The organism is Stenotrophomonas sp. Steno-Z4 (assembly GCF_056393145.1).
The window spans coordinates 726,921-747,015 of sequence record NZ_JBWJPC010000001.1; the positions used below are offsets into that span (position 1 = coordinate 726,921).

Sequence of the window (20,095 nt, forward strand, 5' to 3'; positions counted from 1 at the left end):
GTGGTTCCGGTGCCGGTACGGAGGGGTCTTCTTCAAGGCCCGTCGGCCACGCACGACCGCGTCCGTCATCCCGCGTGCGATCTGCGGAGTGGTCATGCCGGCTAGCCGTGCCCCGCAGGAATCGGAAGTAGGCGATGTAAGCGTCGCCGACGTGCTGGCCGCGCAGGCGCGGCTGCGCCGGTTCCTGCCGCCCACGCCGCTGCATTATGCGGAGCGGTTCGGCACCTGGCTGAAACTGGAAAACCTGCAGCGCACCGGCTCGTACAAGGTGCGCGGCGCATTGAACGCGCTGCTGGCCGGGCGCGAGCGCGGCGATGACCGCCCGGTGATCTGCGCCTCGGCCGGCAACCACGCCCAGGGCGTGGCATGGTCGGCCTACCGGCTGGATATCCCGGCCATTACGGTGATGCCGCACGGCGCCCCCGCCACCAAGATCGCCGGGGTCGCCCACTGGGGCGCCACCGTACGCCAGCACGGCAACAGCTACGACGAGGCGTATGCCTTCGCACGCGCCCTGGCCGACCAGCACGGCTACCGCTTCCTGTCCGCCTTCGACGATCCGGACGTGATCGCCGGCCAGGGCACGCTGGGCATCGAACTGGCCGCGCATGCGCCGGACGTGGTGATCGTGCCGATCGGCGGTGGCGGGCTGGCGTCCGGCGTGGCGCTGGCGCTGAAGTCGCAGGGCGTGCGCATCGTCGGCGCGCAGGTCGAGGGTGTGGATTCGATGGCCCGCGCGATCCGCGGCGACACGCGCGAGATCGCACCGGTGGCCACCCTGGCCGACGGCGTGAAAGTGAAGATCCCCGGCACCCTGACCCGCCGCCTGTGCAGTGCACTGCTGGACGACGTGGTGATCGTGCGCGAAGCCGAACTGCGCGAAACCCTGGTCCGGCTGGCGCTGGAAGAACACATCATCGCCGAAGGCGCCGGTGCGCTGGCGCTGGCCGCCGGCCGTCGCGTGGCCGGCAAGCGCAAGTGCGCGGTGGTCTCCGGCGGCAACATCGACGCCATGGTGCTGGCCCAGCTGCTGTCCGACATCCGCCCGCGTCCGCCGCGCAAACCGCGCCGCCGCGCCAGCGAGCGAACACGGCCGCCACTACCGACCGTGCTCGCGCCTCCCCCGAATTCCATCTTCCTTCCTTCCCCTGCCTTGCCATCCGACCTTGCCGTCGAGGAGACCTCCTGGTGACCACGCCCACCTCCCCCCGAATTCGAATTTTCGACACCACCCTGCGTGACGGCGAGCAATCGCCCGGCTGCAGCATGAGCCCGCAGCAGAAGCTGGTAATGGCACGCGCGCTCGACGAGCTGGGCGTGGACGTCATCGAAACCGGCTTCCCGGCCAGCTCGCAGTCCGACCGCGATGCGATGGCGATGATCGGACGCGAAGTGCGCCGCCCGACCCTGGCCGTGCTGTCGCGCTGCCTGGCGGCCGACATCGAAACCTCGGCCAAGGCTCTGGACGCAGCCGCCAATGCGCGCCTGCACGTGTTCCTGTCCACCAGCCCGCTGCACCGCGAGCACAAGCTGCGCATGAGCCGCGAACAGGTGCTGGAATCGGTGCACAAGCACGTGAGCCTGGCGCGCAGCTACATCGACGATGTGGAGTTCTCGGCCGAAGATGCCACCCGTACCGAGGAAGACTTCCTGATCGAAGTGGCCCGCGTGGCCGTCGCCGCCGGCGCCACCACCATCAACCTGCCTGACACGGTGGGCTTCACCACCCCCGAAGAGATCCGCGGCATGTTCCAGCGCGTCATCGCCGGGGTGCCCGACAGCGACCGCATCATCTTCAGCACGCACTGCCACAACGACCTGGGCCTGGCCGTGGCCAACTCGCTGGCGGCCATCGAAGGCGGCGCCCGCCAGGTGGAGTGCACCATCAACGGTATCGGCGAGCGCGCCGGCAACTGCTCGCTGGAAGAGCTGGCCATGGTGCTGAAGGTACGCAACGCCTTCTACGAGGAAGACACCCGCATCAACACCCCGCGCATCGTGTCCACCTCGCAGCTGCTGCAGCGCCTAGTCGGCATGCCGGTGCAGCGGAACAAGGCAATCGTGGGCGCCAATGCGTTCGCGCACGAATCGGGCATCCACCAGCACGGCATGCTGCGCCACCGCGGCACCTACGAAATCATGCGCCCGGAAGACGTGGGCTGGGAGAACTCGCAGATGGTGCTGGGCCGCCACAGCGGCCGCGCGGCGGTGGAAGCGCGCCTGCGTGCCCTGGGCTTCTGGCTGGAGGAGGAAGAGCTGAAACTGGTGTTCGAGCAGTTCAAGACCCTGTGCGAGCAGCAGCGCGTGGTCACCGACGCTGACCTGCAGGTGTTGATGCAGGGCAGCTCCACCCAGAACGGCTACCGCCTGGCCTCGATGACCATCAGCGACGTGGGCAGCCGCGCCAACGCGCTGGTCGAACTGTCCGATCCGGACGGCAACCGCGTGGCCGAAACCGCGCAGGGTGATGGCCCGGTGGACGCGCTGTTTGGCGCGCTGGCCGCCGCCACCGGCGTGCAGCTGATGCTGGACAGCTACCACGTGCACAGCGTGGGCATCGGTGCCGACGCGCGCGGCGAAGCCAACCTGAGCGTGCGCCACGACGGCGTGGAGTACGAAGGCACCGGCACCAGCCGCGACATCATCGAAGCCTCGGCGCTGGCCTGGCTGGACGTGGCCAACCGCCTGCTGCGCCAGCGCCAGGCCAGCGCCGAACACCCCGCGGCCACCGCCGCCGCCTGAGGAACCCCCGCATGAGTGCCTTCGACAGCCCCTACACCGCCGACGTTTCCCAGCACTGGAACGCGCACGACTACGCCATCGACGCCGGCTTCGTGCCGCTGCTTGGCGGTGCGGTGGCGCGCCTGCTCGACCCGCAGCGCGGCGAGCGGATCCTCGACCTGGGCTGCGGCGATGGCGTGCTGAGCTTCGACCTGGCACTGAGTGGTGCGCATGTGACCGGCGTGGACAGTTCGCCCGAGCTGATCGGCGCCGCGCGCGCCCGCGGCATCGACGCGCAGCTGATGGACGCCCATGCGATGACCTTCGCGCACCGCTTCGATGCGGTGTTCAGCAACGCCGCGCTGCACTGGATGCGCGAACCGGACAAGGTGATCGACGGCGTGCGCCGTGCGCTGCGCCCTGGTGGCCGCTTCGTCGCCGAGATGGGCGGCCAGGGCAACGTGGCCGCCATCACCAGCGCGCTGCAGGCCGCGCTGTGCAGCAATGGCCATGCGTTGCCGGCGTTCCCGTGGTATTTCCCCAGCGCGGACGCGTACGCCGACCGCCTGCGCGCGCACGGTTTCCAGGTGCGCCATATCGAATGCCTGGCGCGCCCGACCGTGCTGCCCACCGGCATGCAGGGCTGGCTGCGCACCTTCGCCTCGCCGTTCCTGGTCGGTCTGGAGGCCAGCCAGCGCCAACGCGTGCTGGACGACGCCGTGGCACTGCTCGCCCCGGCCCAGCGCGACAAGCACGGCCAATGGACCGCCGATTACGTGCGGCTGCGCTTCGACGCGCGGCTGCGCATTTCCTGACCGACCCGAACCGCCCTATCGTCACATGAACCACAGCAAGGCCATTCCATGACCCCAGCTCCCCGCACCCTGTACGACAAACTGTGGGACGCCCACGTGGTCGTGCCCGAATCGGACAGCGCGCCCGCCGTGCTGTACATCGACCTGCACCTGATCCACGAAGTGACCTCGCCGCAGGCCTTCACCGAACTGCGCGAGCGCGGGCTGTCGCCGCGCCGCCCGGACCGGACCAAGGCCACCATGGATCACTCCACCCCGACCCTGCCGGCCGGCGCCGACGGCAAGCTGCCGTATGCCAGCGCCGCTTCGGAAGCGCAGGTGACGATGCTGGCACGCAACTGCGCCGAGCATGGCATCGAGCTGTTCGACCTGCAGTCGGCCAACCGCGGCATCGTGCACGTGATCGCACCCGAGCAGGGCTTCACCCAGCCGGGCATGACCATCGTGTGCGGCGACAGCCATACCTCCACCCACGGTGCGTTCGGCGCGCTGGCGTTCGGCATCGGCACCAGCGAAGTGGGCCACGTGTTGGCCACCCAGTGCCTGCTGCAGCGCAAAGCGAAGACCATGGCGATCACCGTCGATGGCGCATTGGCGCCAGGCGTGGGCGCCAAAGACGTGGTGCTGCACATCATCGGGGTGATCGGGGTCAACGGCGGCACCGGCCATGTGCTGGAGTTCCGTGGCAGCGCGATCACCGCGATGGACATGGAGCAGCGCATGACCCTGTGCAACATGTCGATTGAAGCGGGCGCGCGTGCGGGCATGGTCGCGCCGGACCAGGTCACCTTCGACTGGGTGGCCAACACCCCGCGCGGCCCCAAGGGCGGGGAGTTCGACATCGCCGTGGCGCAGTGGAAGCAGCTGCGCAGCGACGCCGGCGCGCGCTTCGACGTGGAGGTACACATCGATGCGGCAGACATCCGTCCGACCCTGACCTGGGGTACCCACCCGGGCACGGCCATCGCGGTGGACGCCCCGATCCCGGCGGCCAACGACGCGGCCGACCAGAAGGGCCTGGACTACATGCACTTCCACGCCGGGCAGACCCTGGCCGGTACGCCGGTGGACGTGGTGTTCGTCGGCTCATGCACCAACGGCCGGCTGAGCGACATGCGCGAAGTAGCGCAGGTGCTGCAGGGCCGGCGCGTGGCCAACGGCGTGCGCATGCTGGTGGTGCCGGGCTCGGAGATCGTCAAGCGCCAGGCCGAAGCCGAAGGCATTGATGCCATCGTGCGCGCGGCCGGTGCCGAATGGCGCGAGCCGGGCTGTTCGATGTGCATCGCGATGAACGGCGACCTGGTCGCCCCCGGCCAGCTGGCGGTGAGCACCAGCAACCGCAATTTCGAAGGCCGCCAGGGCCCGGGCTCGCGCACGCTGCTGGCCTCGCCGATGACGGCCGCCTGGGCAGCGGTGAACGGCCGGGTGGCCGACCCGCGTGAACTGTATGCCAGCCAGGAGGTGGCCTGATGAGCGGCTTCCGTAGCCTGACCTCGACCAGCGTGGTGCTGCGCGAGACCAACATCGACACCGACCAGATCATTCCGGCGCGGTTCCTGTCCACCACCGAACGCGCCGGGCTGGGCAAGCACGCCTTCAACGACTGGCGCTGGCAGGCCGATGGCAGCCCGAACCCGGGCTTTGCCTTCAACCAGCCGCACAACGCCGGGCGCAGCATCCTGCTGGCCGGGCGCAACTTCGGCTGTGGCTCCTCCCGCGAACACGCGCCGTGGGCACTGGCCGACCTGGGTCTGCGTGCGATTGTCAGCAGCGAAATCGCCGACATCTTCCGCGGCAATGCGCTGAAGAACGGGCTGCTGCCGATCGTGCTCGACGAAGCCGACGTGCAGACGCTGATGCAGCGCCCGGACGATGCTTTGACCGTGGACATCGCCGGGCGCGAGCTGCGCACGCCCGATGGCCGGGTGTATTCGTTCCCGCTGGACGGCTTCTCGCAGACCTGCCTGCTGGAAGGCGTGGACCAGTTGGGGTATCTGTTGGGTCGCACCCCTGACATTGAACGTTACGAGAGTGAACATGCACGCTGAGATTGTCGTATTGCCCGGTGATGGCATTGGTCCGGAAGTCGCTGCGGCCGCGGTTGCGGTGCTGGGCGCGGTGGCCGAACGCTTTGCCCATACCTTCCGTTTCAGCGAACAGGATATCGGTGGTATCGCCATCGACCGCCACGGCGAGCCGCTGCCGGCGGCCACGCTCGACGCCTGCCGCCAGGCCGATGCGATCCTGCTGGGCGCGGTGGGCGGGCCGAAGTGGTCCGATCCGAACGCGAAAGTGCGCCCGGAACAGGGCCTGCTGGCAATCCGCAAGGCGCTGGGCCTGTATGCCAACCTGCGCCCAGTGCGCACCCACCCCGCGGCACTGGGCGCGTCGCCGATCAAGGCGGAGCTGCTGGAAGGCGTGGACTTCGTGGTGGTGCGCGAGCTCACCGGCGGCATCTATTTCGGTGAGAAGACCCGTACGGCCGACAGCGCCAGCGACCTGTGCAGCTACAGCGTGGGCGAGATCGAGCGGGTGATGCGCAGTGCGTTCCGGCTGGCACGGCAGCGCCGTGGCAAGGTCACCTCGGTGGACAAGGCCAACGTGCTGGAAACCTCGCGCCTGTGGCGTGACGTGGCGGCCCGCGTCGGCCGCGAGGAGTTCCCGGAGATCGCGCTGGAGCACCAGCTGGTGGATTCAATGGCCATGCACCTGCTGGCCAAGCCGCGCGAGTACGACGTGATCGTGACCGAGAACATGTTCGGCGACATCCTCACCGATGAGGCCTCGATGCTGGCCGGATCGCTCGGCCTGCTGCCGTCGGCGTCGTTGGGCGAGCCAGGCGCGGTCGGCATCTACGAGCCGATCCACGGGTCTGCGCCGGATATCGCCGGCAAGGGCATCGCCAACCCGTACGCCACCATCTTCAGCGCTGCGATGCTGCTGCGGCATTCGTTGGGGTTGGAAGCTGAAGCGGCTGCCGTTGAGGCGGCGGTGCATGCGGCGTTGGATGACGGGGTGTTTACTGCTGACTTGGCTGCTAAAGGCCAGGCTGTTTCGACTTCGCAGGCAACCGACGCTGTACTGGCCCGGCTGGGCTGACGTCCAATAGCCGGACGCGGGCCCGGGTAGGGTCGGTTCCCAAACGACTGCCGATAAGGTTGATCGGCGCGGGAACGCATGAACCCCCACCGAAGATGCGCTTGCATGCCGGCGAGTGCGCAACATCAAACGCCTGGGTCGATCATTTCCATGCGTTACCGGGCATTGATCCGTTCCGTGCATTCGTTTGGGAACCGACCCTACCCTCCGCCCGCAACCGTCCGCCCACGACCATCTGTCTGGGGCGGCCGGCGGGCAGCCCCCCGAGGGGCTGCCCATCTTCCTCCCAGCTACGTAACGATCAAGGCGCCGACGTTTTGCCCGCTTCATCCGGCTTCACCCGGAACCATGCCGCGTACAGCGCCGGCAGGAACACCAGCGTCAGCACGGTGCCGACAATCAACCCGCCCATGATCGAAATCGCCATCGAGCCGTAGAACGCGCTACGCGACAGCGGGATCATCGCCAGCACCGCAGCCAGCGCGGTCAGCACGATCGGACGGAAGCGGCGCACGGTGGCGTCGATGATCGCGTGCCAGCGGTCGTGGCCGGCGTCGATGTCCTGCTGGATCTGGTCGATCAGGATCACGGAGTTGCGCATGATCATGCCCGCCAGCGCGATGGTGCCCAGCAGCGCCACGAACCCGAACGGCGCGCGGAACAGCAGCAGGAACAGCGTTGCCCCGATGATGCCCAGCGGCGCGGTCACCAGCACCATCGCCGCACGCGAGAAGCTGCGCAGCTGCAGCATCAGCAGCGTGGCCACCACGATCAGGAACAGCGGCATGCCGGCCTTGATCGAGTTCTGGCCGCGTGCCGAATCTTCCACCGTGCCGCCGGTTTCCAGCAGGTAGCCGGACGGCAGCTCGGCACGGATGCCTTCCAGCGTCGGCAGGATCTGCTGCACCACGTCCAGCGCCTGGCTGCCATCACCGATATCCGCGCGCACCGTCACCGTCGGCAACCGGTTGCGGTGCCAGATGATGCCGTCCTCGAACACGTACTCCAGGCGCGCCACCTGCGACAGCGTCACCGAAGTACCGCTTGCCGTGGGAATGGCCAGGCTGCCCAGCATGTCCAGGCGCACGCGCTCGTTGTCCGGCCCGCGCAGCAGCATCTCGATCAGGCGGTTGCCCTCGCGGTAGGTGCTCACGCTCATGCCCGACAACGACGTGCCCAGCAGCTGGCTCACCTGCGTACTGCTTACGCCCAGCGCGCGCGCACGGTCCTGGTCGATCACCAGCCGCACCACCTTGCTCGGCTCGCTCCAGTCCAGGTTCACGTTCATCACGTGCGGGTTCTCGCGCACCTTGGCTTCCACCTTGCGCGCGATCGCCTGCACCTGCTCGATGTGCTCGCCGGAAATGCGCATCTGCACCGGGTAGCCGACCGGCGGGCCGTTCTCCAGCCGGGTCACGCGCATCTGCACGTCCGGGAACTGCGGAATGACCTTCTTCAGCAGCCAATCGCGCGTGGCCTCGCGTGCCTCGGCGTTTTCGGTCAGCACCACGAACTGCGAGAAGTTGGTCGCCGGCAGCTGCTGGTCCAGCGGCAGGTAGAAGCGCGGCGAACCGGTGCCCACGTAGGCCACGTAGTTGCTGATGCCGTCGCGCCCCTTCAGCAGCTTCTCCAGCTTGCTCGCCTGGGCCTGGGTGGCCTGCAGCGAGGCGCCTTCGGCCAGTTCGATGTCCACCATCAGTTCCGGGCGGGTCGAATCCGGGAAGAACTGCTGGGGCACGAAGCGGAAGATCAGCAGCGAGAACACGAACAGCGCGGCCGTGGCCGCGATCACCCACCAGCGGTGGCGCAGGCATGCATCCAGGAAGCGGCGGAAGCGCGTGTAGAACGGCCGCTGGTACGGGTCGTGATCGTGCGCCAGCTCCTTCGGCGCGATCCAGCGCGCGAACGCCGGGTGGCGTTCGGCCCACTGCAGGCGCCTGGCGCGCCAGCGCCCGGCCAGGCTGTCCGGCTTGGGCGGCTGCGGATTGAACAGGTCCGGCAGCATCTTGTCGCCCAGGTACGGAATGAACAGCACCGCCGCGATCCACGACACCACCAGTGCGATGGTCACCACCTGGAACAGCGAACGGGTGTATTCACCGGTGCTGGACGCGGCCGTGGCGATCGGCAGGAAGCCGGCCGCGGTGATCAGCGTACCGGTCAGCATCGGGAATGCCGTGCTTTCCCAGGCGAAGCTGGCCGCGCGCAGGCGGTCGTAGCCCTGCTCCATCTTGGTGGCCATCATCTCCACCGCGATGATCGCATCGTCCACCAGCAGGCCCAGCGCCAGCACCAGCGCGCCGAGCGAGATCTTGTGCAGGCCGATGTCGAAGTAGTGCATGACGAAGAACGTCATCGCCAATACCAGCGGAATGGTCACGCCCACCACCAGACCGGTACGCAGGCCCAGCGAGAAGAAGCTCACCAGCAGCACGATCACCACCGCTTCGGTGAGCACCTGCACGAACTCGCCCACCGATTCTTCCACCGCGTGCGGTTGGTCCGAGACCTTGCGCAGCTGCATGCCGGCCGGCAGCGTTTTCTGCAGGCGTTCGAACTCGGCATCCAGCGTGGCGCCAAGCTTGAGGATGTCGCCGCCGTCCTTCATCGCCACCGCGATGCCGATGGCGTCTTCGCCCATGAAGCGCATCTTCGGCGAGGCCGGGTCGGCGAAGCCGCGCTTGACCTCGGCGATGTCGCCCAGGTGCACGGTGCGGTCGCCGGCCTGGATCGGGAAGCGGCGGATGTCGTCCACGCTCTGGAACTGGCCGGTCACGCGCAGCTGCACGCGGTCGGTGGGGGTTTCAAAGAAGCTGGTGGCGGCAATCGCGTTCTGGTCGGCCAGCGCCTGCTGCACCTGCTGCAGCGACACGCCGAGGGTGGCCAGCTTGGTGTTGGACAGCTCGATCCAGACCTTCTCGTCCTGCAGGCCTTCCAGTTCGATCTTGCCCACGTCCGGCACCCGCTGCAGTTCCAGCTGGATGCGGTCGGCGTAATCGCGCATCACCGCGTAGTCGAAGCCCTGCCCGGTCAACGCGTAGATGTTGCCGAAGGTATCGCCGAACTCATCGTTGAAGAACGGGCCGACGATTTCGCGCGGCAGGGTCGCCTTGATGTCGCCCACGCGCTTGCGCACCTGGTACCACAGGTCGGGAATCGCCTTGGAGCGCAGGCTGTCGCGGGCCACGAAGATCACCTGCGATTCGCCGGGGCGCGAATACGAGCGGATGAACTCGTACTGCCCGGTGTTGAGCAATGCCTTCTCGATCGGCTCGGTCACCTGCCGCGAGACCTGCTCGGCGGTGGCACCCGGCCACATCGTGCGCACCACCATCACCTTGAAGGTAAACGGCGGATCCTCGGACTGGCCCAGGTGCTTGTACGACCACGCCCCGATGATCGCGAAGGCCAGCATCGCGAACAGCACCAGCGCGCGGTTGCCCAGCGCCCATTCGGAAAGATTGAAGCGGCGCACGGGGTCAGTGCCCCTTGGCCGTGGCAGCGGGCGCGGCGGCCGGCTTCAGCACCGGACGGTTCTGCCGGTCCACCGGGGTGACCGCCTGGCCGTCGCGCAGCAGGTGACCACCGGCGGCCACCACCCAATCCTGCGCGGCCACGCCGGACAGCACCGGCACCGCGTCGGGGCCATAAGCCCCCACGGTGACCGGCGTGGCCTTGATCGCGCCATTGGACGGGTTCACCACCCACACGCTGGCCTTGCCATCGGCGCCGCGCAGCACCGCGCCCAGCGGCAGCTGCAGCGTGCCGTTTCGGCCGGCGGCAGCGAACACGCGCGCGCTCTGGCCCAGCTCCACTTCAGCGGCCGCTTCCGGCGCCAGGCTGACCCGGGTAGCGTAGGTACGCGCCTGCGCATCGGCGGCCGGGGCGATCTCGCGGATCGTGCCCGGCAGCATCTGGCCCGGCCTGTTCCACAGCTCCACCTGCACCTCCTGGCCGACCTGGTAATCGCGGATGTTGCTTTCCGGCAGCGCGATCAGCACCTCGCGGCCGCCGTCGGCGGCCAGGGTGAACACCGTCTGCCCGGCACCGACCACCTGCCCGGCTTCAGCCTGGCGGCTGGCGATCACGCCGTCGGCCGGCGCGCGCAGCTGCGCGTAACCGGTCTGGTTGCGGGCCACCGCCAGGTTGGCGCGGGCGGCATTGGCCTGGCCCTGCGCGGCCTTGAACGCGGCGGTCTGTGCATCCAGGGTGGACTGGCTGACCAGCTGCTGCTCGGCCAGCTTCGCGTAGCGCTTCTGGTCATCGCGGGCGCGCACCAGGTCGGCTTCGGCTGCGGCCAGCTGCGCCTGCGAGGCGCTTGCCTGCGAGGCGAAATCGGCGGCATCCAGTTCGGCCAGCAGGTCGCCCTTGCGCACGCGCTGGCCGGCATCGACATGCCGCTTGACCAGGTTGCCCCCGACCCGGAACGACAGCGGGCTTTCCTGCAGTGCATGCACCTCGCCCGGGTAGGCCGCCACTTCCTGGCCGCTCACCGTGCCCGGCTGCACCACCAGCACCGGGATCGGCGCGGCCGGCTCGGCGTCCTGTTTGCCACACGCCGCCAGCATCAACGCCAGCAGGCTACCGCCCATCCATCGCAAGTTGTTCATGAGGTCCTGGACCTTGAATTGCCGGGGGAAACCGTCTGGAAGCAACACTCTATTCCATGACGGCTAATAGTGAACCAGTCGGTATAGTATAAATATCGAACCGATTGGTCTAGTATTGTTTGCATGACCGATCCGACCACTTCCGCCGTGCCGTCCAAGCCTGCCGCCAAGGCAGCCGGGCCCGGCCGTCCCAAGGATCTGGGCAAGCGCGCGGCCATCCTTGATGCGGCCAAGGCATTGTTCGTGGATCAGGGGTATGGCGGCGTCAGCATGGACAGCATCGCGGCCCAGGCCGGCGTGTCCAAGCTGACCGTTTACAGCCATTTCGGCGACAAAGAGACGCTTTTCACCGAAGCTGTGAAGTCAACCTGCGTCGAGATGCTGCCGGACGCGCTGTTCGTCACCGACGCCGATGGCGCGCTGCGCGAGCAGCTGCTGGGCATCGGCCGGGCCTTCTTCACCATGATCACCTCGCCGGCGGCCGTGGCCGTGCAGCGGGTGATGATGGCCCCCGATACCGACGACCGTATCCGCGAGATGTTCTGGGTAGCCGGCCCGCAGCGCACCAGCGATGCCCTGGCCGAATTCCTGCGGGCCCGCACCGAGCGTGGCGAACTGGAGATCAGCGACTTCCAGACCGCCGCCCTGCAGTTCTTCACCCTCATCAAAGGTGAGCTGCATACGCATATGATGTGCGGGCTGCGAACGGCCCCGGCCGAGTGCGACGCCGACGCCCATGTCGAGGCCAGCGTGACCTTCTTCCTGAGGGCTTACGCCACCCGCCCCGGGCGGTGATGACAACATGAATGGACCGGAGGTCGCGGTGACTTCCGGCACTGCGACCCCGGCGCGACGGCAGCGATGCTCTCAGCGCGCCGCCGGCTCCCGGCACCGGTAAAATGGCCGGCCCACTGCGCTGGATTAAGAACCTCATGACGATCGATTACGCCCACGCCCGCGAACTGATGGTTGAACAGCAGATCCGTCCCTGGGACGTGCTGGACATCCGTGTGCTCGACGTACTGGCACGTTTGCCGCGCGAGGCGTTCGTCGCCGATGCGAACCGTACCCTCGCCTATACCGATGTCGAGCTGCCGCTTGGTAACGGCCAGAAGATGATGAAGCCGGTCATCGAAGGCCGCACCCTGCAGGCGCTGAACCTGCAGCCGGGCGATGAAGTCCTTGAAATCGGCACCGGCAGCGGCTACCTCAGCGCCTGCATGGGCGCCCTGGCGCGCGAAGTGCTGAGCCTGGAAATCGACCCGGAACTGGCCGTGGCCGCGCGTGCGCGCCTGGATTCAACCGGCCTGGGCACCAATGTCCGCATTGAAACCGCCGACGCGTTGACCTGGGATACCGAGCGCCGCTTCGATGCCATCTGCGTCACCGGCGCGGTGGAGACCATCCCCGCCCGCTTCACCCAGTGGCTGCGTACCGGTGGTGGCCGCCTGTTCGTGATCCGTGGCCATTCGCCGGCAATGGAAGCGGTGCTGGTCAAGACCGATGGCAGCATCAGCGATTCGCTGTTTGAAACCGATATCGATTACCTGCGCGGTGCCGCGCCGGCACCCCAGTTCCACCTCTGAGTCCAAGGAAGCCGCAATGATCCGCCGATACCTCGCTATTGCGCTGGCCGCCGCCCTGCTGCCCATGACCGCCTCTGCCGCCGACCTGCTGCAGGTCTACGAAATGGCGCGCAACGGCGATCCGCAGCTGTCTGCGGCTGAATCGACCCGTCTGTTCGACAAGGAAGGCGCCGTGCAGGCCCGTGCCGCGCTGCTGCCGCAGATCAATGGCGAAGCCTCGCTCACCCGCAACCGCACCAACCCGAACCACGATGTGAGTTCCACCTCGTACACCACCAAGAACCGCAATTACGGTATCAGTGGTTCGCAGACGCTGGTCAACTTCACCCAGTTCGCCAACCTGCGTGCGCAGCGCGAGCTCAGCAAGGCGGCCGACTTCAACCTGGATTCGGCCAACGACGACCTGATCGTGCGCACCTCGGCGGCGTACTTCAACGTGCTGGTGGGCATTGAATCGCTGTCGGCGGCGCAGACCAACGAAGCGGCGGCAAAGAAGCAGTTCGACTTTGCCGACAAGCGGCTGGAAGTGGGCCTGGCCCCGATCACCGACGTGCATGAAGCCCGCGCCCAGTACGACCAGGCCCGTGCCAACACGATCATCGCGCAGAACACCCTGGCCGACGCCTACCAGGCGCTGACCGAACTGACCGGCCAGCCGGTTACCGACCTGCGTGCACTGCCGGCCGACTTCCGCCCGGAACTGCCGGCCAAGTACGCCACCGTTGACCAGCTGGTCAACGAGGCGGTCGCCCAGAACCCGGCGCTGAAGGCGCAGGAACTGCAGGTGAGCGCGGCGGAAGCCAGCGTGTCGGCGGCGCGTGCGGGCCACCTCCCCACCCTCTCGCTCGGCGCCAGCGTCGGTCGCCAGGCCAGCTGGGGCGACGTGGTCGGCAGCGGGTCGAACTTCAGCCCCGATGCGCGCAGCAACAGCGTCGGCCTGACCCTGAGCGTGCCGATCTTCTCCGGCGGCGCCACCCAGTCCGGCGTGCGCCAGGCGCTGGCCCAGCGTGACATTGCCCAGGATGGCTACGAGCAGCAGAAGCGCGCCCTGGACCGCAACACCCGCAACGCCTACCAGACCCTGGTGGCCGGCATCAGCGAAGTGGAAGCGCGCCGCCTGGCGGTGGTCTCGGCACAGAGCGCCTACGACGCGTCGCAGGTCGGCCTGGAAGTGGGTACCCGCACCGTGCTGGACGTGATCCAGAACCAGCGCATCCTGTTCTCGGCCCAGCTCGAGTACGCCAATGCCCGCTACACCTTCCTGCAGAACCGCCTGCAGCTGGGCCAGGCGATCGGCACGCTGGACATCGCCGAACTGCAGGACATCAACCGCCTGCTCACCCAGCAGGCCGCGACGCCCAGCACCACGGTCAACAGCCAGTAACCCAGGCGTAACCGGAAACGAAAAAGCCACCTGCAAGGGTGGCTTTTTTCATGGGTCCAGCGGCGGCGGGAGCTGCGGGGCGATCAATTCGACCGTGCGTTTGAGCGCGCCACGTCCGTTGCTGACAAGTGCGCAACCTGCACTGGCCATGTCTTCCCGTGCTTCCGGATCGCGCAGCAGGGTAAGCAGTGCGTCGCCCACCCCGGCCACGTCGTCGGCAATCAACACAGCGCCCGCTTCGCGCATGCGCCGTGAGATCTCGGCGAAGTTGTGCAGGTGCGGGCCGGTCACCGTGGCGGTGCCCATCGCCGCCGGCTCGAGCAGGTTGTGCCCGCCGATCGGCTGCAGGCTGCCACCAACGAAGGCCACCTGCGCGCAGCCATAGAACGCCATCAGTTCGCCCAGCGTATCGATCACGAACACGTCGCTGTCGGCCTGCGGCCAGTGCTGCTGGCGGCGCGTGCTGACCTTCCAGCCCTGCTCGCGCGCCAGCGCTTCCACGCGCGGGAAGCGCTCGGGATGGCGCGGTGCCCACAACAGCAGCAGGTTCGGGATTTCCCTGCGCAGGCGGCGGTGCAGGTCGATGGTGGCCTGCTCCTCGCCTTCGTGCGTGCTGGCCGCGATCCATACCGGGCGCGTGCCGGGCACGGCGGCATGGAAGTCGGCGGTGAACTCGCGCACGTTCGGCGTGGCGATGTCGAACTTCAGGTTGCCCAGCGGCTTGACCTGTTCGGGCAGCGCGCCCAGTTCGATGAAACGCTCGGCGTCGTCGGCCGACTGCGCGGCCACGCAGGTGACAGTGCGCAGCGTGCGCCCGATCAGCGGGCGCAGCAGGCGGTAACCGCGCAGCGAGCGCGCCGACAGCCGGGCATTGAGGATGTACACCGGAATGCCACGGTCGCGGCAGCCGAACAGCAGGTTCGGCCACAGTTCGGTTTCCAGGATCAGGGCCAGGCTGGGTTTGAAGTGGCCCAGGAAACGGCCCACGCTGCCCGGCACGTCGTAGGGCAGGTACACGTGGTCCACCGCATCGCCCCACAGCGAGCGCACCCGTTCCGACCCGGTCGGGGTGATGGTGGTGATCACCCAGCGGATGTCCGGGCGCAGCTGGCGCAGCGCATTGACCAGCGGCGCCGCCGCGTTCACCTCGCCCACCGATACCGCATGCAGCCAGACCCGCGGCTGCGCGGTGGAATCGGGGTAGGAAGCGTAGCGCTCGTCCCAGCGCTGGAAGTACTCGCGCACCCGGAATCCGCGCCAGACCAGGTGGTACACGGTGATGGGCAGCAACAGGTACAGCACGACCGAATACAGGCCGCGCAGGATCCATTCGACGGGACTTTTACGCATGCGCAGAGGATACGGGAGCGGCACCGGGAAAAACATGCAGGAGCGGGCCGATCCCCGCGCTGACGCACCTGCGGGGACGCATGACTTAGAATCGGGGCATGTCAGATAACGCTTCCACCGCCACCCGGCCGTCCCTGCGCAATCCCCGCCATTGGCCGACCTTCGCCTTCATCCTGGCCGCCTTCGTGATCGCCCGGCTGCCCTGGGGCCTGCAGCGCGCGCTCGGCCGGGGCGTGGGCACCGTGGCCTACCATGTGGCCAGCAGCCGCCGGCGCGCGGCCGAGGTCAACCTCAAGCTGTGCTTCCCCGAGAAGGATGACGCCTGGCGCCAGCGCCTGCTGCGTGACAGCTTCGACGCGTTGGGCGTGGGCATTTTCGAATTCGCCCGGGCCTGGTGGGGCAGCATCGACAGCATCCGCCCGAAGGTGCAGGTGGAAGGCCTGGAGCACCTGCACCGCATGCAGGCCGAAGGCCGCGGCGTGCTGCTGGTATCGGGCCATTTCATGACCCTGGAGATGTGCGGGCGGCTGCTGTGCGACCACGTCGACCTGTCGGGCATGTACCGCAAGCACCGCAACCCGGTGTACGAGTGGGCGGTGAAGTTCGGCCGGCTGCGCTATGCCAAGGCGATGTATGCCAACGAGGACATCCGCGCCACCGTGCGTCACCTGAAGAAGGGCGGCTTCCTCTGGTACGCGCCGGACCAGGACATGCGCGGCAAGGACACCGTGTTCGTGCCGTTCTTCGGGCACACCGCCTCGACCATCACCGCCACCCACCAGCTGGCGCGGATGACCGGTTGCGCGGTGATTCCGTACTTCCACCGCCGCGAAGGCGGGAAGTACTTCCTGAAGATCGGCGCGCCGCTGGAGAACTTCCCCAGCGAAGATGTGGAAGCCGATACCGCACGGGTCAACCAGGCCATCGAAGCAATGGTGCGCGAGGCCCCTGACCAGTACCTGTGGATCCACCGCCGCTTCAAGCGCCAACCGGGCGGCCGCAGCGATTTCTACAAATAACGCGCGCCCCGCGTAGCGACACGCCATGCGTGTCCCACGTACTGCCGGCTACCACGCGCTGACGCCCTGACACGCAAGGCGTGCCCCTACGCCGGGCTGTGGCTTCTGCCGATACCCGGTCCGCACCCACGGCCCCACCCTGCTCCCATGTCCAGCTCACGCCTTCAACGCGGGCGGGTGTCGGCGGTCGGGGCCCTCTACATCCTCACCACGGTCACCCACCATCGGCGACCATGGTTCGAGGTGCCCGAGAACGCCCACGCCGTCATCGAAGCAATACGCCACGTGGAGCGCAGCGGTCGCAGCCGCACGCATGCCTGGGTGGTGATGCCCGACCACGTGCATTGGTTGATCGAACTCAGATCCGGCACCCTCGCCACCTGCATGAACATCTTCAAATCGCGCAGCAGCCGATTGATGGGTGGCGACCGGGTCTGGCAGCGCGGGTATCACGACCATGCGTTGAGGCGGGAAGAATCGCTGTTGCAGGCCGCACGTTACATCGTTGCCAACCCGTTGCGGGCAGGGTTGGCGGAGCAAGCGGGCCAGTATCCCTACGCATGGTGCAGAGGCCTGTAGAGACACGCCATGCGTGTCTGCGCGGGGTGTCGGGGATCGTGCCGGACACGCATGGCGTGTCTCTACGAAGTGGCTGACGTTGCTTGAGACACGCAGGGCGTGGCTCTACGGGTCGTCGCTGGCCAGCAGGCTGCCTGCGTAGAGGGCGGCGAGCAGTAGCGTTAGGCCGCCCCAGAAGGTGGAATAGAACGCCAGGTGGGTGTTGATCGGGAACACGGTGAACGCCAGGGCGAGCATCGACGGGCGCGCGCGCTCGCGTGCCGGCAGTGGTGCGAAGCGCCACGCGCGCCACGCCTGCGCTGCGGCCGCCAGCCATAGCAGCAACCCGAGCACGCCGGTTTCGGCCAGGATCTCCAGCAGAATCTGGTGCGCATGCAACGCCGGGCCGGCGCCCCATACTTCCTGTTCTTCAGGCCGCGGATTGCAGTCGGGGTAGGCATCGCGGAAACCCCGTGCGCCTACGCCGTTGATCGGATGCTGCTCGATCATGCAGCCCGCCGCGGCCCAGATCTGCGCGCGCCCGGACAACGCCTGGTTCACGCCATCGCTCTCGCCTTCCCACGCCATCGCGGTACGCTCCAACCGATCGCGCACCTGGTGCGAGCCGGCGGCCAGTGCCACCGCCGCCACCAGGCCCACCGCCAGGCACGCGAGCAGGCCGCGCGCGCCGAGCAGGCGCCAGCCGGAAAACACCAGCACCAGCGCATAGGTCAGCCACGCCGCGCGCGAACCGGCCAGCACCAGCACCACGCCCACGGCAGCCGCCACCAGCATCCAGCCCCAACGGCCGAAGCGCGCGGCGGCGGCAAACAACAGGAACGGTGACAGGCTCGCCAGCACCTGGCCGAATTTGAGATTGCACGGCCCCAGCACGCCGCTCAGGCGATCGGCTGCCGCCATCTCCGCCGGTGAACACAAGCCATGCCCACTGATCGCCCACTTCAACTGGTCCATCGACCAGAACAGCGGGCTGGTACCGAGTACGGCCTGCGCCAGTCCGTCCAGCGTCCAGACCCCGGTAATCAGCGCAATGCCTTTGAGGGTCAGTGCGCGTCGCCCGGGCGTGGCCACCGCGATCGCCACCAGCCACATGAAGGGTAAATAGCGCAGGCCCGCAGCGGTCTTGCGCCACGCCGCGCCCTGATCGATCGCATCGAAGGCGGAGAACGCCTGTGGCAGCCAGTAGCCCAGGAACAGGATGCTGGTCAGCGCCCAGGCCGGGCTGCTGAGCATGCGTTGCTTGCCCTGCAGGCGCAGCTGGACCATGCGCGCGGCGGCGTAGATCGCGCCCAGGCCCAGTACGGTTTCGGCAATCCCGGGCAGCGGCAGCAGTGCCACGAATGCAATGACCCACCACGGCGCCCAGCGGCCCGCGCGGAAGCCCGGCGAACCGGGCGCCTTGACCGGCTCAGCCAGCGAGGGAGGTATAGAGCTGGAGCGTGTCACGTTGCATCGCCTGCAGGGTGAACGGAATACGCGAGGGCAGCGACGGCGGCTGCGCCAGCAACTGCAGCGCGCGCGCCTGCAATGCCCCGGCGTCGCCCAAGGGTACCGCGCCGGATGGCTGCAGGTGTTGCAGCAGCTCGCCCACCCCGCCCTGGTTCCAGCCCAGTACAGGTCGGCCCACCGACAACGCTTCGACCACGGTGCGGCCAAAGGCCTCGGGCTTGTCGGACAGCTGCAGCACCAGATCGCTGGCGGCGTAGGCCTCGGCGATGCGCGAGGTCGGCGCGGTCATCAGCACCGCATCGGCGATGCCCAGGCTGCGCGCCTGCGCCTCCAGCTCGGCCACGTAGCGCTCACGCCCCGGCTCGCGGGTGCCCGGCATCCACAGCAGCGCCCGCACCCCGGCCGCATGCAGCCCGGCCAGCAGCCCCAGCGCATGGTGGTGCCCCTTGAGGCGGGTGCCACGGCCCGGCAACAACAGCAGCGGCGCATCGCCGGCCAGCGTTGGATGCTGCGCGGCCACCGCCAGGCGCGGGCGCCGGTCCTGGCGGCCCACGCGGGGGAACTGCGCGGTATCCACGCCACGCGGAATCACCTGCAGGCGCTCCGGGGGCACGCTCGGGTAATGCTGGAGCACGAATTCGCGCACGCAGTTGGACACGCAGATGACCCGTTCGCCGCTGGTCATCACCGCGCTGTAGCGGCTGGGCGAATTCAAGCCATGCACGGTGGTCACCCAGTGCGGGCGGGTGGCCGCCGGCAGGTTGCGCACGGCGTAGTAGCCCAGCCAGGCCGGCAGGCGCGAGCGCGCGTGCACGATGTCCGCGCCGGTTTCGGCCAGCAGGTTGCGCAGCGTGCGCACGTGGCGCAGCGTCCACAGCGATTTGCGGCCGATATCCAGGGTGAGGTGTTCGGCGCCACTGGCCAGCAGCGGCTCGACCAGCCGCCCACCGGCGGAGACCACGATGGCGCGGTGCCCGGCCGCGACCAGCGCGGCGGCAATTTCCAGCGTCGAGCGCTCAACCCCGCCGGAGTGCAGCGCCGGCAGCAGCTGCACCACGGTCAGTCGGCGCACGTTCGGTTCCGCCTGCTCAGTCGGCCAGCACGAAGACCGAACCGCAGTACGGGCACGCGGCTTCGCAGTTCGGCTCGTCTTCGATCGGCAGGTACACGCGCGGGTGCGAGTTCCACAGCGCCATCTCCGGCGTCGGGCAGCTCAGCGGCAGGTCGCTGCGGTGCACGGTGTAACGCTTTTCGGCATTGGCGGGCGCGGTGGCGGTATGGCTCATGGCGGGGCACGGAAAGGAATTGCGAGGGGCTCGATTCTAGCACCCGGGGCGCCGCGCGCGGCGCGGCCGGTTCCGTGCGGGACGCCGCAGGGAAAACGCCGATATGCGATTTTTCCGGGTTTAGATCGAACTAATTTCACTTGCCAAGCCCGCTCCGGGTGTTGCAGGATCGGGTGCGTTCCGATCAAACACCCGAT

The 20,095-nt window shown here is 68.1% G+C and carries 17 protein-coding genes; 11 read left to right on the forward strand and 6 right to left on the reverse strand.

The window, feature by feature from the left end:
- The first annotated feature begins 94 nt into the window (after window positions 1-94).
- From AC06E7_RS03230 to leuB, 6 genes are read left to right on the forward strand one after another with little or no spacing between them, the layout of a single operon-like run.
- Window positions 95-1,192: a threonine dehydratase gene (locus AC06E7_RS03230; RefSeq protein WP_478062966.1), complete on the forward strand. Its 1,098-nt coding sequence runs from the start codon at window positions 95-97 to the stop codon at window positions 1,190-1,192.
- Window positions 1,189-2,742: a 2-isopropylmalate synthase gene (locus tag AC06E7_RS03235; RefSeq protein ID WP_478062968.1), complete on the forward strand. Its 1,554-nt coding sequence runs from the start codon at window positions 1,189-1,191 to the stop codon at window positions 2,740-2,742. The genes AC06E7_RS03230 and AC06E7_RS03235 overlap by 4 nt, the downstream gene beginning before the upstream one ends.
- Window positions 2,743-2,753: 11 nt before the next feature.
- On the forward strand, window positions 2,754-3,536 hold the full coding sequence (locus AC06E7_RS03240) for a methyltransferase domain-containing protein (RefSeq protein ID WP_478062969.1): 783 nt from the start codon (window positions 2,754-2,756) through the stop codon (window positions 3,534-3,536).
- Between the two features lie 48 nt (window positions 3,537-3,584).
- Window positions 3,585-5,006: a 3-isopropylmalate dehydratase large subunit gene (leuC, locus tag AC06E7_RS03245; protein ID WP_478062971.1), complete on the forward strand. Its 1,422-nt coding sequence runs from the start codon at window positions 3,585-3,587 to the stop codon at window positions 5,004-5,006.
- A complete protein-coding gene (leuD, locus tag AC06E7_RS03250) occupies window positions 5,006-5,584 on the forward strand; it encodes a 3-isopropylmalate dehydratase small subunit (protein WP_478062972.1) in 579 nt (192 codons plus the stop codon). Before leuC ends, leuD begins: the two co-directional genes overlap by 1 nt.
- Window positions 5,574-6,635, forward strand: a complete 1,062-nt coding sequence (gene leuB, locus AC06E7_RS03255; protein ID WP_478062973.1) for a 3-isopropylmalate dehydrogenase — start codon at window positions 5,574-5,576, stop codon at window positions 6,633-6,635. Before leuD ends, leuB begins: the two co-directional genes overlap by 11 nt.
- 301 nt (window positions 6,636-6,936) lie before the next feature.
- Here the strand turns inward: leuB and AC06E7_RS03260 are convergent, their stop codons facing one another.
- Window positions 6,937-10,110 (reverse strand): efflux RND transporter permease subunit, encoded by a 3,174-nt coding sequence (locus AC06E7_RS03260; protein WP_478062975.1) that lies wholly within the window; start codon window positions 10,108-10,110, stop codon window positions 6,937-6,939.
- Between the two features lie 4 nt (window positions 10,111-10,114).
- On the reverse strand, window positions 10,115-11,245 hold the full coding sequence (locus AC06E7_RS03265) for an efflux RND transporter periplasmic adaptor subunit (RefSeq protein ID WP_478062977.1): 1,131 nt from the start codon (window positions 11,243-11,245) through the stop codon (window positions 10,115-10,117).
- Window positions 11,246-11,368: 123 nt separating this feature from the next.
- On the opposite strand from AC06E7_RS03265, the gene AC06E7_RS03270 reads away from it, so the two are divergent.
- From AC06E7_RS03270 to AC06E7_RS03280, 3 genes are all read left to right on the forward strand, one after another.
- Window positions 11,369-12,040, forward strand: coding sequence for a TetR/AcrR family transcriptional regulator (locus tag AC06E7_RS03270; RefSeq protein WP_478062979.1), 672 nt, complete (start codon window positions 11,369-11,371; stop codon window positions 12,038-12,040).
- Between the two features lie 137 nt (window positions 12,041-12,177).
- Window positions 12,178-12,831 carry a protein-L-isoaspartate O-methyltransferase family protein gene (locus tag AC06E7_RS03275; RefSeq protein WP_478062980.1) on the forward strand — a complete coding sequence of 218 codons (654 nt, stop codon included), beginning with the start codon at window positions 12,178-12,180 and terminating at the stop codon, window positions 12,829-12,831.
- Window positions 12,832-12,847: 16 nt separating this feature from the next.
- Entirely contained in the window at window positions 12,848-14,215 is a 1,368-nt protein-coding gene (locus AC06E7_RS03280) for a TolC family outer membrane protein (RefSeq protein ID WP_478062981.1), read from the forward strand.
- A gap of 48 nt (window positions 14,216-14,263) precedes the next feature.
- Here AC06E7_RS03280 and waaA read toward each other — a convergent pair whose 3' ends face one another.
- Window positions 14,264-15,565, reverse strand: a complete 1,302-nt coding sequence (waaA, locus tag AC06E7_RS03285) for a lipid IV(A) 3-deoxy-D-manno-octulosonic acid transferase (RefSeq protein ID WP_184125520.1) — start codon at window positions 15,563-15,565, stop codon at window positions 14,264-14,266.
- A gap of 98 nt (window positions 15,566-15,663) precedes the next feature.
- On the opposite strand from waaA, the gene AC06E7_RS03290 reads away from it, so the two are divergent.
- Window positions 15,664-16,584, forward strand: coding sequence for an LpxL/LpxP family Kdo(2)-lipid IV(A) lauroyl/palmitoleoyl acyltransferase (locus AC06E7_RS03290; RefSeq protein ID WP_068853949.1), 921 nt, complete (start codon window positions 15,664-15,666; stop codon window positions 16,582-16,584).
- Window positions 16,585-16,731: 147 nt separating this feature from the next.
- A complete protein-coding gene (locus AC06E7_RS03295) occupies window positions 16,732-17,163 on the forward strand; it encodes an REP-associated tyrosine transposase (protein WP_449324583.1) in 432 nt (143 codons plus the stop codon).
- A 105-nt stretch (window positions 17,164-17,268) separates the two neighbouring features.
- Here AC06E7_RS03295 and AC06E7_RS03300 read toward each other — a convergent pair whose 3' ends face one another.
- The 3 genes from AC06E7_RS03300 to AC06E7_RS03310 are packed head-to-tail and all read right to left on the reverse strand — an operon-like array spanning window position 17,269 to window position 19,898.
- Window positions 17,269-18,591: an O-antigen ligase family protein gene (locus AC06E7_RS03300; RefSeq protein WP_478063618.1), complete on the reverse strand. Its 1,323-nt coding sequence runs from the start codon at window positions 18,589-18,591 to the stop codon at window positions 17,269-17,271.
- Window positions 18,572-19,684, reverse strand: a complete 1,113-nt coding sequence (locus AC06E7_RS03305; RefSeq protein WP_307106233.1) for a glycosyltransferase — start codon at window positions 19,682-19,684, stop codon at window positions 18,572-18,574. The genes AC06E7_RS03300 and AC06E7_RS03305 overlap by 20 nt, the downstream gene beginning before the upstream one ends.
- A 16-nt stretch (window positions 19,685-19,700) precedes the next feature.
- Complete coding sequence (locus tag AC06E7_RS03310) at window positions 19,701-19,898, reverse strand: zinc-finger domain-containing protein (protein WP_068853951.1); 198 nt, start codon at window positions 19,896-19,898, stop codon at window positions 19,701-19,703.
- Window positions 19,899-20,095 lie beyond the last annotated feature (197 nt).

Bases quoted from the DNA above. Each gene is read 5' to 3' on its own strand.
- AC06E7_RS03290 (WP_068853949.1), top strand. From the start codon at position 15,664: ATGTCAGATAACGCTTCCACCGCCACCCGGCCGTCCCTGCGCAATCCC.
- AC06E7_RS03280 (WP_478062981.1), top strand. From the start codon at position 12,848: ATGATCCGCCGATACCTCGCTATTGCGCTGGCCGCCGCCCTGCTGCCC.
- waaA (WP_184125520.1), bottom strand. From the start codon at position 15,565: ATGCGTAAAAGTCCCGTCGAATGGATCCTGCGCGGCCTGTATTCGGTC.
- AC06E7_RS03275 (WP_478062980.1), top strand. From the start codon at position 12,178: ATGACGATCGATTACGCCCACGCCCGCGAACTGATGGTTGAACAGCAG.
- AC06E7_RS03310 (WP_068853951.1), bottom strand. From the start codon at position 19,898: ATGAGCCATACCGCCACCGCGCCCGCCAATGCCGAAAAGCGTTACACC.
- leuD (WP_478062972.1), top strand. From the start codon at position 5,006: ATGAGCGGCTTCCGTAGCCTGACCTCGACCAGCGTGGTGCTGCGCGAG.
- AC06E7_RS03295 (WP_449324583.1), top strand. From the start codon at position 16,732: ATGTCCAGCTCACGCCTTCAACGCGGGCGGGTGTCGGCGGTCGGGGCC.
- AC06E7_RS03240 (WP_478062969.1), top strand. From the start codon at position 2,754: ATGAGTGCCTTCGACAGCCCCTACACCGCCGACGTTTCCCAGCACTGG.
- AC06E7_RS03265 (WP_478062977.1), bottom strand. From the start codon at position 11,245: ATGAACAACTTGCGATGGATGGGCGGTAGCCTGCTGGCGTTGATGCTG.
- AC06E7_RS03230 (WP_478062966.1), top strand. From the start codon at position 95: ATGCCGGCTAGCCGTGCCCCGCAGGAATCGGAAGTAGGCGATGTAAGC.
- AC06E7_RS03270 (WP_478062979.1), top strand. From the start codon at position 11,369: ATGACCGATCCGACCACTTCCGCCGTGCCGTCCAAGCCTGCCGCCAAG.
- leuB (WP_478062973.1), top strand. From the start codon at position 5,574: ATGCACGCTGAGATTGTCGTATTGCCCGGTGATGGCATTGGTCCGGAA.
- leuC (WP_478062971.1), top strand. From the start codon at position 3,585: ATGACCCCAGCTCCCCGCACCCTGTACGACAAACTGTGGGACGCCCAC.